Annotated in this window: 15 protein-coding genes; 3 read left to right on the top strand and 12 right to left on the bottom strand. The window is 36.6% G+C overall.

Annotation, left to right across the window (positions count from 1 at the left end):
• Positions 1-93 precede the first annotated feature (93 nt).
• Positions 94-411, top strand: a complete 318-nt coding sequence (locus FD20_RS02330; RefSeq protein WP_057735977.1) for a hypothetical protein — start codon at positions 94-96, stop codon at positions 409-411.
• A 120-nt stretch (positions 412-531) separates the two neighbouring features.
• Here FD20_RS02330 and glnA read toward each other — a convergent pair whose 3' ends face one another.
• From glnA to miaA, 4 genes are all read right to left on the bottom strand, one after another.
• Complete coding sequence (glnA, locus tag FD20_RS02325) at positions 532-1,875, bottom strand: type I glutamate--ammonia ligase (protein WP_057735976.1); 1,344 nt, start codon at positions 1,873-1,875, stop codon at positions 532-534.
• A gap of 23 nt (positions 1,876-1,898) precedes the next feature.
• Positions 1,899-2,288, bottom strand: coding sequence for a MerR family transcriptional regulator (locus FD20_RS02320; protein ID WP_057735975.1), 390 nt, complete (start codon positions 2,286-2,288; stop codon positions 1,899-1,901).
• A gap of 75 nt (positions 2,289-2,363) precedes the next feature.
• Complete coding sequence (locus FD20_RS02315; RefSeq protein ID WP_057735974.1) at positions 2,364-3,641, bottom strand: methionine gamma-lyase family protein; 1,278 nt, start codon at positions 3,639-3,641, stop codon at positions 2,364-2,366.
• Between the two features lie 6 nt (positions 3,642-3,647).
• Positions 3,648-4,577: a tRNA (adenosine(37)-N6)-dimethylallyltransferase MiaA gene (gene miaA / locus FD20_RS02310; RefSeq protein ID WP_057735973.1), complete on the bottom strand. Its 930-nt coding sequence runs from the start codon at positions 4,575-4,577 to the stop codon at positions 3,648-3,650.
• 124 nt (positions 4,578-4,701) lie between these two features.
• Between miaA and FD20_RS12935 the strand changes: the two genes are divergently transcribed.
• Entirely contained in the window at positions 4,702-4,878 is a 177-nt protein-coding gene (locus tag FD20_RS12935) for a DUF3042 family protein (protein ID WP_083489012.1), read from the top strand.
• Positions 4,879-4,957: 79 nt separating this feature from the next.
• On the opposite strand, the gene FD20_RS02305 is transcribed toward FD20_RS12935, so the two are convergent.
• The 7 genes from FD20_RS02305 to FD20_RS02275 all read right to left on the bottom strand — a co-directional run bounded on the left by FD20_RS02305 (position 4,958) and on the right by FD20_RS02275 (position 10,284).
• On the bottom strand, positions 4,958-5,368 hold the full coding sequence (locus tag FD20_RS02305) for a rhodanese-like domain-containing protein (RefSeq protein WP_057735972.1): 411 nt from the start codon (positions 5,366-5,368) through the stop codon (positions 4,958-4,960).
• Between the two features lie 61 nt (positions 5,369-5,429).
• Positions 5,430-6,389, bottom strand: a complete 960-nt coding sequence (locus tag FD20_RS02300; RefSeq protein WP_057735971.1) for an ROK family glucokinase — start codon at positions 6,387-6,389, stop codon at positions 5,430-5,432.
• Between the two features lie 20 nt (positions 6,390-6,409).
• Positions 6,410-6,622: a YqgQ family protein gene (locus tag FD20_RS02295; RefSeq protein ID WP_057735970.1), complete on the bottom strand. Its 213-nt coding sequence runs from the start codon at positions 6,620-6,622 to the stop codon at positions 6,410-6,412.
• 33 nt (positions 6,623-6,655) lie between these two features.
• Entirely contained in the window at positions 6,656-7,315 is a 660-nt protein-coding gene (locus FD20_RS02290) for a rhomboid family intramembrane serine protease (protein ID WP_057735969.1), read from the bottom strand.
• A 6-nt stretch (positions 7,316-7,321) separates the two neighbouring features.
• Entirely contained in the window at positions 7,322-7,876 is a 555-nt protein-coding gene (locus tag FD20_RS02285; protein WP_057735968.1) for a 5-formyltetrahydrofolate cyclo-ligase, read from the bottom strand.
• 52 nt (positions 7,877-7,928) lie between these two features.
• Positions 7,929-8,078, bottom strand: a complete 150-nt coding sequence (gene rpmG / locus FD20_RS02280) for a 50S ribosomal protein L33 (protein ID WP_057735967.1) — start codon at positions 8,076-8,078, stop codon at positions 7,929-7,931.
• A gap of 142 nt (positions 8,079-8,220) precedes the next feature.
• Positions 8,221-10,284: a peptidoglycan D,D-transpeptidase FtsI family protein gene (locus tag FD20_RS02275; RefSeq protein WP_057735966.1), complete on the bottom strand. Its 2,064-nt coding sequence runs from the start codon at positions 10,282-10,284 to the stop codon at positions 8,221-8,223.
• Between the two features lie 256 nt (positions 10,285-10,540).
• Between FD20_RS02275 and FD20_RS02270 the strand changes: the two genes are divergently transcribed.
• Positions 10,541-13,201 carry a YfhO family protein gene (locus tag FD20_RS02270; protein ID WP_057735965.1) on the top strand — a complete coding sequence of 887 codons (2,661 nt, stop codon included), beginning with the start codon at positions 10,541-10,543 and terminating at the stop codon, positions 13,199-13,201.
• On the opposite strand, the gene FD20_RS02265 is transcribed toward FD20_RS02270, so the two are convergent.
• Complete coding sequence (locus FD20_RS02265) at positions 13,202-13,867, bottom strand: potassium channel family protein (RefSeq protein WP_057735964.1); 666 nt, start codon at positions 13,865-13,867, stop codon at positions 13,202-13,204.
• Between the last annotated feature and the right edge of the window lie 108 nt (positions 13,868-13,975).

Raw genomic sequence — 13,975 nt, 5'->3', positions numbered from 1 at the left:
ATTATTTCATTTAAGCTTAAATACCTCTTGCAAATTCGAACGTTTGTTCTTATAATAGCATTATCGAACATTTGTTCTGAAAGGAGTTATATCATGCTTGAACTTAAAAAGACAACTTTTCAGCAATTAACCCACACACTCCAAAATCAATTCACTCTTGCAGAAGTGAAGAAACATAGTTCTTTAAGACAAATGCCTGAATTTCAATTAAATTTTTTCATTGACCAGGCTATCAAAAAACATAAAATGGTTAAGCTTTGTTTACTTGACCCAAAAAATGATGAATTTTTGGTGACAGGCTATATTACTCACAATAGAGACAAAAAAAATTACTTCAAATTGGATACTTCTTCAACTAGTATTTCTTATTTGGTAAATTTAAAACAGATAAAGTATGTTGCTTTAGCGTAAAATGATCTATCTAAAATTAAAAGAACACCAGCACATTCACAATTCACGAATACGCTGGTGTTCTTTTAATTCTCTCAAATATTTTTATTTTAAGTAATCAGGAACACTTAGATAGCGAGCTTAATATAATTCTAAGTATTGATCTCTTTCCCATTGTGACACTTCTTGACGATATGCACCCCATTCAAGACGTTTACCTTCAAGAAAACTCTGATACAAATGCGGCCCCATTGATTTTGCAATAACTTCATCTTTTTCAAGTGCCTTTAAAGCATTATGCAATGTTGATGGTAAATCTGTAATGCCATTTGCTTCGCGTTCTTCTTTATCCATAACATAGATATTGCGATCAACTGGTTTAGGCGGTTCGATCTTATTACGCAGTCCATCAAGACCAGCTTCAAGAATTGATGCAATTGCTAAATACGGATTTGCTGAAGGATCAACACTACGCAATTCAAGACGAGTAGACAATCCACGAGCAATTGGAACACGAACAAGCGGTGAACGGTTACGTCCGGACCATGCAACATAAACAGGTGCTTCATAGCCAGGAACCAATCTCTTATATGAGTTAACCGTTGGATTCGTGACAGCTGTAAAGCTACGTGCATGCTTCAAAAGCCCACCAAGGAAGTGACGTGCATTTTCAGACAACTGCATCTCGCCATTTTCATCAAAGAATGCATTGCCTTCCTTGTTAAACAGTGACATGTTGATATGCATACCTGAACCATTGATTCGATCTAATGGTTTAGGCATGAAAGTTGCATGCAAACCATGTTTCCTTGCAACTGTTTTAACAACCAACTTGAATGTCTGGATGTTATCACATGCATGCAACGCATCCGCGTACTTAAAGTCGATTTCATGTTGTCCTGGTGCAACTTCATGATGAGAAGCTTCAACATCAAAGCCCATACTTTCAAGTTCAAGTACAATATCGCGTCGGCAATTTTCACCAAGATCTATTGGAGCTAAATCAAAATAACTTCCCTTATCATTTAAATCCGTTGTTGGTTTTCCAGTTTGAGGATCAAGCTTGAACAAGAAAAATTCTGGTTCGGGCCCAATATTAAATTCAGTAAAACCTAATTTTTTCATTTCAGAAAGAACGCGAATTAAATTGTTACGGGGATCGCCAATAAAAGGTGTACGGTCGGCGTTATAAACTTCACAAATAATTCGAGCAACTTTGCCATGCTCGTTCCCCCACGGAAAAATCATCCATGTTGAAAGATCAGGATACAACCACATATCACTCTCTTCAATGCGGACAAAACCATCGATTGAAGAACCATCAAACATCAATTTGTCATCTAAAAGCTTATCTAGTTGACTGATTGGAACCTCAACATTTTTAATAACACCATATAAATCCGTAAACATCAAGCGCAGGAATTTAACATTTTCATCTTTCGCGATTTTTCGAATGTCATCCTTCGTATAACTAGGTTTTACCATTGTGAATCACTCCTTATCTGGAATTAGAAGTTCTTGTTATGTTTGAAAGAAAACTCATCGTCCCGTGCCAAACCACTGACAGACATGAATTCATCATGCAATATCTTGCGAACATCAGTGTCAGTTAGCGGTTTTTCCAACTGTGCTTTCTTCTGTGCTTTCTTCCGTGCTTCGTCATCATAAATATGTTTGATACCTGCCATATTGATACCCTCATCAAGGAAATCCCTAATTTCTAGCAATCGATCAATATCGTTCAAAGAATACATTCGTCGATTTCCTTCATTCCTCTTAGGCGTTACCAACTGCTGCTCTTCATAATATCTAATCTGTCTGGCCGAAAGATTTGTAAGCTTCATAACAGTCCCAATTGGCAAGACAGCCAGCGAGCGTCTGAGTTCCTTTTCTTTCATAACAACCCTCCTCTAAGCTACGACCCTATCATAGCAAGTCACAAATTGATTGTCAACATCCAATGTTACTTTTTCTTACATGATTTTCTTCTGAAAGAAAGTTTCTTTAACCGCATTACTGATTGCAATCTTTACATGAGCATAAGTAAGCCCTCCCTGAATATATAATGTATAAGGTGCTCGCATCGGACCATCGGACGATAACTCAATTGTTGAACCCTCTGTGAAGCTTCCAGAAGCCATTATTTCCTTATCTTCATAACCGTCCATATCACTAGGAATAGGATCTACAAATGAATTCACAGGTGAGTAATGTTGAATAGCACTGCAAAAGTCAATCATAGCTTGGGCTTTACCAAGATTAACTGTTTGCACTAGGTCAGTTCTTGGCTCATCCCATTTAGGGGAAACATCCAAATTCATTTTTTCTAACAAAGCACTTGTAAAAATAGCTCCCTTTATCGCGTCACCAGTTACACTGGGAGCGATAAAAAATCCATGATACATGTCGCGAATATGTCCGATTGTAGCACCTTCATTTTTACCAGCACCAGGGACATTGAGCCTATTTCCCACCTGTTTTATTAACTTTTTCTTTCCAACAATGTAAGCACCGGTTTTCGCTATTCCCGCTCCAGCATTTTTATAGAGTGATCCGGCCATTAAATCAGCGCCGAATTCTGTTGGTTCTTGTATTTCCGAAAATTCACCGTAGCAATTATCAATAAAAATAACTACTTCAGGTAGTATTTCGCGGACAAAAGAAATCATTTTTCTGATCTTTGCAACAGTAAAACTTTTTCGTAGCGCATACCCGCGCGATCTTTGAATGGCTACAACTTTTATCTTTTTATTTCCGCGTAATTTTTTTCCCGCTGTTTCAAAATCAACTTCTCCATTATCGAGCAATGGTGAATAATCAAAATCTATCTTATAGTCTTTCATGTTACCTGGCTCATTTCCAACAACACCTATGACCTGCTGAATTGTATCATACGGCATACCAGTCAAATAAAAGAGCGTGTCTTCAGGACGCAAAATTCCAAATAAACTTGTCGTTATTGCATGTGTTCCTGAAATTAGTTGGGGACGCACAATTGCATCTTCGGTATGAAAATAGTCGGCATAAATAGCATCAAGTTTGTCACGACCCAAATCATCGTATCCATAGCCTGTCGAGCCCGCAAAATCTTCTTCTGCAACATGATGCTTTCTAAAACATTCTAAAACGCGCATTTGATTATATGCAACCTGTTCATCTATGTCACTCAACCTTTCTGAAATTTGTTTTTCAACGTCTGTTATTTTTTGCTGTAATTTTTCTGGTAGTTTCTCTTTCCAAGAAAATGTCATTATTATTTACTCCCTGACTAGCCATTCATTTATTTTTTTATCTATCTTTTGTTTTGCTTGCTTATCACTTAAAACATCAAACCATTTCACATCCATTTTATTTCGAAACCATGTCAATTGACGTTTAGCATAGTGTCTGGAATTTTTCTTGATTTCCTCAACAGCCTCTGAAAATTCTTTTTTACCGTCAAAGTACGCATAAAATTCTTTATAACCTATGCCTCGACCGGCAGGGAGTTGTTCCCCTCCTTTTTCATAAATCCAATGTGCTTCCTCAACCAATCCCGCATTAAGCATCAAATCAACACGAATATTGATTCTTTCGTACAATGCTTTTCGCTCAGTATTTAACCCTATGATTAAAGGATCGAACTCGGTACTTGCCTGATCTTTCTGATCTGAAAATAATTTGCCTGTTTTCTCAAAAACTTCTAAAGCCCGAACCACCCTTCTTTCATTATTGGAAGGAATTTTAATAGCTGCTTCTGGATCGATTTCCTCTAATTTTTCCCAAAGTTTTATTTTCCCGTATTCATGGGCATATTTATGCCATTTAGAACGTACAACCATCGAGCCTTCATAGGAATCGTCTCCTAAATGAAAATTGTCCAGTAATGCTTGCAGATAGAAGCCTGTACCTCCGACAATTATCGGGAGATGACCCGCATCCAATATATCATTGATTCTTTCGCGACATTCTTTAACAAATTCAGCAACAGAAAAGCGCTCAGCGACATTCCTGATATCAATCATATAGTGTTTAACATTCTTCATTTCATCTTTTGTAACCTTTGCGGTGCCAATATCTAAATCACGATAAACCTGCATTGAGTCACCAGAGATGATTTCTCCGTTTAATTTTTTAGCTAATTCAATTGATAGATCAGTTTTTCCAACTGCTGTCGGACCGACAATAAGAAGTATTTTCTTTTTCACTGTACCCAGCCCCTTTATACATTTAATTTTTTAATAAATCAATTTGAATTAGTACATAAAACTGGATATTTGTTCTCAAATCATTCATAATACACCGTGTAGTGCTATTTTAGGAGGGTAATATATGAAAAACTTTGCTAAGGGAATTTTTGTAGGCGTTGCAGCTACTGTTGGTGTTACAGCAGGCTGCTTTTATGCTTTTAAAAAAGCTGTTGTGGATCCTGTTGAAGAAAAAGAAGCCATGATTGATGAACATCGACGCCGTGCGATCCGTAAACGTCATTCAGCACATCAATATTAATTTTCATACTTTAATTAGTATCGAACAAAAATGCGAACTATTTGCCTTTGCAAATAACTCGCATTTTTTTCAAATTAAATTACTTGCTTTTTTTTACGCGGCCATTCCATCGTTCAAAGCCTGACTTCAAAATGTAGATATCTTTGTAGCCATCTTTATGTAATTTAATTGCTATTCTCGTACTCAAAGATTTGCCTTGATCATACAGATAAACAGGCATATCTTTTCGAATTGAGTTTTTCATAATCCGAAACTGACCAAACGGAACGTTTCTGGCACCCATTATATGACCGGCATTGAAACTGTCCTTCTCGCGTAGATCTATTAATTGGCCTCGATGCATTCCTTGTTGAAATTCATCACTTTCAACTATTTTAGCGACTTGACGCCCTTTTAGCCACAAATATAATTGATTACCAACGATAACCAGCAAGACCACTAATAATACAACATCGATAATTCCCCAGACTGATATTTTTTGTAACACCATTGTCTATATCTTCCCCTCAAATAAAATAATCAAGCCATTTAAATCACTTTTTACAAATTCATTATTCTAAAGATAAAGCTAACGAAGCAGCACCGACCACTCCTGCTTCATTTCCAAGCTGAGCCAACCGCAGATGTGTTGTCTTACGAACTGATGGAAATGCGTATTTTTCAAAATGATTCGCAACATTATTCAATAAGAAATCACCAGCAGCTGAAACACCGCCCCCAATCACGACAAATGAGGGATTCAGAAGGTTGCTGATGTTAGCACAGGCTACGCCCAAGTAGTGACACACACGATCAATAACCATTTTGGCCAAAATATCATTCTTTTTGGCTAAATCAAAAACAATTTTAGCTGTAATTTCCTGACCATCGTCCAACTGTTTCTTTAATTGTGAGTCACCTGCAAATTCTTCTGCCATATCACGTGCAACTCTGACAACTCCAGTAGCAGAAGCATATGTTTCAAGGCAACCACGGTTCCCGCAAGTACATAAATAACCATTTGGTTCAACATTCATATGTCCGACCTCACCAGCTGCACCGGTTCCGTGAACTAAGGCCCCATTTGAGACAATTCCTCCACCAACACCGGTTCCCAATGTGATAAAGGCAACATCAGGATCGTTTTCACCAGCACCTTTCCATCGCTCACCTAAGGCGGCTACATTTGCATCATTATCGATCGTAAATCTGATTCCTGTCTCATTTTCGATAACTTGTTTTACATTCTGAACAGTCTTCCAATTTAAATTATATGCGCCGGTAACTGTTCCATTTTTGCGATCAACTGTACCCGGTGACCCCATACCAATTCCAATAAATTGTTTAGGTTCCATTTCGTACAACTTTAAATGATGCTTAATTGAACCCACAATATCAGGAACAATGTTCGCTCCTTCATCCAGAGTGTTTGTTTCGATACTCCATTTTTGTTGAACTTCTCCATCTTTAGTCAAAATAGCAAATTTAATCGTTGTTCCACCAAGATCAACACCAATTATTTTTTTATCCATAACGTAATGTCCCTCCATCGTCAATTGCGATTTTTTTCCTTTGTTTCTTCGAACTTATGTTCACGCGACAAAACCAACTTAGCAGCAATAAACGTGTGGTTATCAATCACATCTGCTTCGTGCAAATGATCTATTTCAAGTGCCATTAATTCAATATCCCACAAACGTTTGCCAACATAAACAAATATTCCAAACTTTTTTAGCAGTTGTTGCACATCATAAAGTTCTTTCACAGAAACATCTCCCATCAATTATAATGGATATTTCTACATTTTAAAACCCATCATTAACAATAATCCACTGACAAAAATAAGCGTCAATAAACTTACGATTCGTTTTGTAACAGGTACTTTGCCGATCATAGGCACGCCAACAATGTAAGCTGTTAAAAAGCCTGCACAAAGCCCGCCAAGATGTCCTGCCAAATCAACATTACTGGAAAAGCCAAAAATAACATTCAAAATTACAAGCAATAAAAACTGTCTCGACATCGCACGAATATAAGGATTTTCTCTAAAAGACTCACCTAGCATTAAAAAAGCCCCAAAAAGTCCAAAAAGAGCCGTACTCGCTCCCGCTGAAAGTGCTGTCGGATTGAACGTAAAACTTGCAATATTCCCACATATGCCACTAATTAAATAAATTATCAAAAAACGTCCGCTACCAAAAAAACTTTCAATTTGAATTCCGATAAAATATAAAGTTATCATATTGAGTAGTATATGTTCAAACCCGATATGAATAAACATCGGTGTGATAAAGCGCCACCATTGTCCTTCAAGAATCAAATTATTCACTTTAGCTCCAAAAGCTACCAGAACAGATACATTTTCACTACCGCCCAAAAGTGTCATTAGAAAAAAAACGATTACATTAATAAAAATTAAACCATACGTTATATATGGTTTTCGCATCCATGATCCCATTCACTCTCACCCTTCTACTGTCACGATTTTATCTATTTGCCGGTCTGTTTCATCTAATATCCATACTCGATCCTTGTATAATCTCAAAGGATCAGCTAAAGAAACTGTCGCTCCCTTAAAGTTCGACAAATAACGATCGTAATAGCCGCCACCAAAGCCTATCCTGTCTCCCTCTGAAGAAAAAGCTATGCCGGGAACAATCATCAAATCAATATCTTCTTTCAAGATCAGGCCATTTCTTCCTTGAGGTTCATAGATTCCAAAACCGTTTTTTTTGATAACAGTATCATTTCTCAATTGAAAAAAATCCATTTGATGTCTTACACGAATACGCGGAACAAAAACTTTTTTAGCTTGCATACGCGCTTGTAAAATAATCGGTTTCGTGTCGATTTCATTATTAGAACTAATGGTCAAACCTATAGTTCTAGCTTTTTCCCAAATTGAAGTTGCAAAAAGCGCTTCGTATAACTTTATTTCATTAATTGATTTTATCCATTTTTCATTGCTTTTTGTGATTTTTTCTAATTGTGAACGCCTAATTACTTCTTTAGTCTTCACTCCATTAAAACTCCTTTATCTATAACAAAAAACAACAGGAAGAATCCTGTTGTTACTTTGTTTCACGATGCAATGTTACTTTATTATCACGAGGACAGAACTTTTTGAGTTCTAAGCGATCTGGATCATTACGCTTATTCTTGCTTGATAGATATGTCCGTTCATGACATTCAGTACATTCTAATGTAATGTGTACACGCATTTTTCTCAAACCTCCAAACTACACTCATTCAATAAAGCATTTAAGCCTTTAACGGTAATATCATATCATTTTTTCGTACGTGATGCTAGAGTTTTTTTAGAATTCGTTAAGGAAAAAGCCTTGACAGCCCATTCAAGCTGCCTTAATCTAAACCATCACTCGATTGAACGTATTTCCAAAATGCAGAATAGATTGATGATACTGCCTGTGTATTAACATGACTGGTAGTACTGTCTGCCATTCCAGGAAAGACCAGTGCAACTACAACTTGCGGATTCTTAGTTGGTGCATAAGAAACAGCACTTAATGTTTCCGTTGGTGTTTCTCCATGATAAGTTTGAGCTGTACCGGTTTTGGCAGCAACAGCAGGTTTTACACTTGACATCGTTCCACCGGTTCTATATGTGCTGGACCCATGGACTACACGCCATAAACCTGTTTTAACAACATCCCATTGACTTTGATTTGCACCAACAACATTCAACACATTAGGCGAAAATTCAGCTTTCGTTTGTCCAAGCGTTCCATCCTTGTTGGTTCCATGAATAGATTGAAGCACATGTGGCTGAAGTCTGTACCCTCCGTTAGCAATCGTAGAGATATATTGTGCAAGTTGAATGGTCGTATAAGAATCATAGTTACCGAAAGACAAATCAAGTGCTTTACCTATGTTAGCCTGTGTAGAAGGTCCTTCATATCCTGTCGACTCACCTGGAATATCAATTCCCGTTTTTACACCTAAACCAAACTGATTAAAGAAACCACGTAGCTTGCTAAAAATCGAAGTTGACATGCTTAATGCTGAACCAGAGCTATAATTGAAGCCCCCCTCTTTCATTGCCAACTGCATCATATACGAGTTAGAAGAGACCATTAAAGCATTGGAAGCAGTCAGAGACATATTATTTGAACCAGAACTGTTAAACCAAGAAGACTTTGTAGCCGTTCCTTGTAATTTAATTGGTTCATCAACCAGCGTATTATTTTCAGTTGAAATAGCCCCAGACATTAAACCGCCCATGACTGTTGCACCTTTGACAACAGACCCCATAACAAATGATTGATTAATTGCTCCAAGTGCATTCTCAGAGACCTTTCCAGTCTCCAAATTGCGGCTGACACCTGCTAAAGCGTAAATTCCTCCCGTATTAGGGTTCATGACAACAGCATAAGCTCCTGGTAGATCCGGATTGGAACTACCAACACTTTCGACAGCACTTTTCATTATATCTTGGACCTTTTGCTGAAATTCAGCATTGATAGTCAAAACTACGTTGTCGCCTTTTTTCCCGCCGTAAGTTTTAATTTCACGCGTAATTTTATTATTCTGGGTTTCAAGTGTTGTGACTGATTTAGTTCCCTTTAAAACATTTTCATACTGCGATTCGATGTAACTCGAGCCTACACTATCATCACGTGAATAACCTTGCGCAAGCAAACTGTTAATCTGGTCACTTGGTAATCCTTGCTTTTCACTGGTAACTGTCCCAATAACACTTTTAACTGATTCACCATTTGGATAATTGCGCGACCAGCTAGTACCAACTTTTATACCAGGCATAGAAGCAAGATTTTCCCCCACTCGTGACATTTCAGTATCAGTCACCCCACTATATTTGATATACACCGTTGACAAAGAATATGCTCCACTCATCTTAGAAAACACGACTGCAGCTTCTTCTTCTTTCAGAGTCATATTCTTAGTCAATTTATTTTTCTTAACATAAGCAACCGCGGCACTGTAGAGTGCGCTGTCTCCCATTTTTTTATATCCAGCAATTTGTTTCTCAACATCTTTTAGATGCTGAGGAACAACAAGATAATAATCTGCTTTGTTAGATGCAGTCAAAGTACCAGTGTCAATGCTGGTATACTTAACCAAATCATTTGCAATATTATACATTTGCAGTGAAGTTACACTTAATGGTTTAGTATAAGTAATAGCACGAGACGCATTGTTGGAAACCAGCACCTTACCGGTAGAGTCATAAATCATGCCGCGCTGCACATTTTTAGTCTCCGTTTGAGTATCTGTGCTACTTACTTCTGATTCAAACTTTGTTCCATTAATAATCTGCAAATATGCTAACTGTGCAATCAACGCAGCAAAAAGAAGGAAGACCACAAAAAAAAGAAAATTCAATCGAAATGGAATTTGCGACTTGCCTTGTTTATTTTTTCTAGTTGTTTTTTTTAAAAACTTCACCGTTCGTACCCCTTACTGTGACTATGAATTCATTAACAAATTCTAACTTGTATATACAAGCCAGAACACCCTGCTTAATTTATAACAGGAACCAGCCCTCAACAGCTCAAGTTATATCCTACCATAAACGATTATAAATTGAAGGTTTAATCCCGTAAAATTTAATAAAACTTATGCGCTTGTGCTAAACTTTAAGTGGAATCTATATTAAAGTTAGATATGCAAGTTAAAAATTTTTTTACTAGGAGCTATATTTATGAGAACAAAACCAGATAATTTTTTAAAAAAAAATCGCGCTTTGATAATCAGCTTCTTCCTACCCGTTATTATCATGTTAGGATACTTTATTTTTCGTCAAATGTATCCTTTTGGAAAAAGCAGCCTTCTCACCGTTGATTTAGGTCAACAATACGTTGACTTTTTTGCTTTTTTTCGCAGAACTCTCCTACATGATCCTAGCAACTTTTTCTACTCTTTTTCCAAGGCACTAGGTGGTGGAATGCTGGGTGAATGGGCTTACTACTTAATGAGCCCTTTCAACTTGCTGCTTCTTTTCTTTCCAGGTAAAACACTTACCGCCGGTATTATGCTCCTGACACTGACGAAATACGGTTGTGCCGGACTAGCTTTTGCATTTCTTTTAAAAAAAACAAAAATGCAGCATGGAATCGCTCTGCCGCTTTTTTCAACTAGCTATGCACTTATGGGCTGGTTTATTGCAAATCAGCTTAATCTTCTTTGGTTGGATGCTGCCATTTTTCTTCCCCTTATCATCTACAGCTTAATACAACTCAACACACAAGGAAAAAGTGTCGCATACATTTTATTGCTTGGCCTGATGTTAATCGATAATTATTATATGGGCTATATGATTTGTCTCTTTTTGGTTCTTTTCTTTTGCTGGTATGAGACAGTTAACTATCAAAACATGCGGGACTTATTCAAACATCTATGGCTTTTTGTATCACGTTCCTTATCTGCAATCTGTCTTGCTGCAGTTATCTTAATACCAACTTTTTTTTCTCTTTTAGATAGCAAAGGTCAGTATACCCAAGAATCAATCAGTTTCAAATTCGAATATCAGCCATTAAAAATGCTGTCTAAATTTATTATCGGTTCATTTAACTTCGAACAAATGCCGTCGGGCTATCCTAACCTTTTCATTGGTTCACTGGCACTAGTTGGTTTCTTGACATACTTTGTGAATAGTCGCTTTAAACTAAGAGAAAGATTGATGGCTTTTATTATAACAATCTTCTTATTCTTATCCTTGTGCTTTGAGCCGCTTGACTTACTCTGGCATGGATTTCAATTTCCGGTTTGGTACCCTTACCGATTCTCTTTTATTGTAAGTTTCTGGATGATTTACCTAGCTGCGAGAGCTCTTAAACAAAATGAATTCCCCCAAACCTGGCAAATTGGATTGGCGGCTCTTATTTATGGTGGATTAATCTGGTATGTCCTAGCCAACATAAAAAGATTCTCTTTTATTTCAAAAGAAACTCTTTCTTTCACAGCCCTTTTTGCAGCTCTTATCTTAATTATCTTAGGTGCATTTTCTTACTCAAAAACAAATGCCAAATATTCAAAATTAGTTTCTTACATGCTTTTGTTTTTATCAATAATCGAAGTTAGTGCAAACGCCATTTATTCATTAAACAATCTTAGCTATTTGTCACAAGCAGAATACAGTGAACCATCCACCGCCTTAAGGAAAAACAGTAAAACATTGAGTACAAAAGATCAATCATTGTACCGCACTGGTCAAGTATATAGCCGAACTAAAAACGACGGTTTAGCAAATGGTTTGAATAGCGGATCCTATTTCAGCTCAGCACTTGAAAAATCAATTCCTGACTTTTTTGGTATGATAGGTAATCCAGACGGGGACAATTATGTTACTTATTCTAACGGAACACTTATTTCTGATGCTCTCTTAAACATGAAATATTTTATATCCGCTAAAGACGGAAGTGAAGTTTCTGGTAAGCAGCCACTTACATCACTAACAGAAAAACCTGATTTAAAAACTTATACTCCTATATCAAGTAACCAGCTAACTAAAACCTATCGTAATCCTAATGCCATTAGTTTAGGTTATGTTGCTAACAAAAAATTAAAAGCAATGAAAAGCTTCTATGATAATCCAATCAATTATCAAACACAATGGCTGTCAGACATCACTAATACATCTGATACAGTAAAATATTTTAATGCCGTTAACTTCAATGAAGTTGTTTTTCAAAATGTCAATCAGCAAGTAAATCTAACTGATGCGACGTTACGTCGAAATGATCTTTCAAAAGATGCTCAAGTTATTTTCAAATTTACACCTAAAACTAATGACTCTTACTATTTGACGCTAGGTTCTTCTTTGGATTCAGACAATGTTACCCTCTTTCTTAACAATGAACCTCTTAAACAATATAGTACTTTCAGACATACCGTTATTGTAAACATTGCAAACAATTCCAAAAATAACGAAATTGTTTTAACTGCCAAATTCAAGAAACCTTCTCTTTGGCTCAATAACTTTGTTCTATATCGTTTAAACAACAAACTGGTCAAAAGTCAATTGGCCCAAGTTAAAAAACAACAAATAAAGATTAAGCATAACTCACAACGGTCACTTTCCGGTGAAGTTAAGGTTTCCGGACACAATCAGATTTTTGCATCCACAATTCCCTATAGCACAGGATGGCATGTTAAACTAAATGGTAAAGAAGTTAAAACCTATAAAATTCAAGGAACTTTTCTTGGGTTTGATCTTCCTCAAGGCAAAAATAAAATTCAATTAAGCTATTGGCCACCCTACTTTGGCTTTGGACTACTAGTGTCTTCATTAACTTTGCTTGTATTACTTTTAGGCGCTATTCGAAAAAGGTTTATTTCGAAAAAAAATAGAATCATACAGTAATTACTGTTCCATTAGTTTATCAAAATTTTCAACATCCTTTTTTCGTCCAACAACCAGTAAACTATCACCTAGCTTAAGTGCCATTGCAGCTTGAGGCGCTATTTCAACTTTCTTTTCGCGTCGAATGGCAATTACATTTAAAGAATACTTATTACGAAAATTAAGTGACTCAAGTGATTTATCTACAAAATTACGGCTTGTTATACGGATTTCAGCTACTTTGATGTCAGACGAAAGATCTAGGTAATCTAACATATTTTTTGAAATCAGGTTTCGTCCAATTCGAATTCCCATATCCCGCTCAGGATGAATAACTTTATCAACCCCTAATTTGGTTAGGACACGCGCATGATACTCATTTTGAGCTTTAGCCGTAACATATTTTACTCCGAGTTCCTTTACCATCAATGTTACTAAAATGCTAGCTTGGATATCCTCTCCAATCGCGATCACCACGTGATCAAAATTGCGGATCCCAAGCTCTTTTAGTGTATTTTCATCTTGAGCATCAGCAATAACAGCTTGTGTCGCAATGTTTTTATAGTCATTGATGCGCGCCTCATCCTTATCGATCACCAAAACCTCTGCTCCTGCTGATGCTAATGTTTCGCAGATACTTCCACCAAATCTGCCCAACCCGATAATTGCAAAATTTTGTTTTGTCATCACTATTAACTCCTTATTTAAAAACACTGGCATTTTAATTTTCAAAAATAAACTTTTCTTTCAAAAGTAATGCATATAACAAAGAAGGGCAAAACAAATTTCTTTGTC

This window comes from Liquorilactobacillus uvarum DSM 19971 (assembly GCF_001434935.1).
GTDB classification, from domain to species: Bacteria; Bacillota; Bacilli; order Lactobacillales; family Lactobacillaceae; genus Liquorilactobacillus; species Liquorilactobacillus uvarum.
The sequence above is the reverse complement of the archived record's forward strand: the minus strand, read 5'-3'. Positions and strand labels throughout refer to the sequence as shown.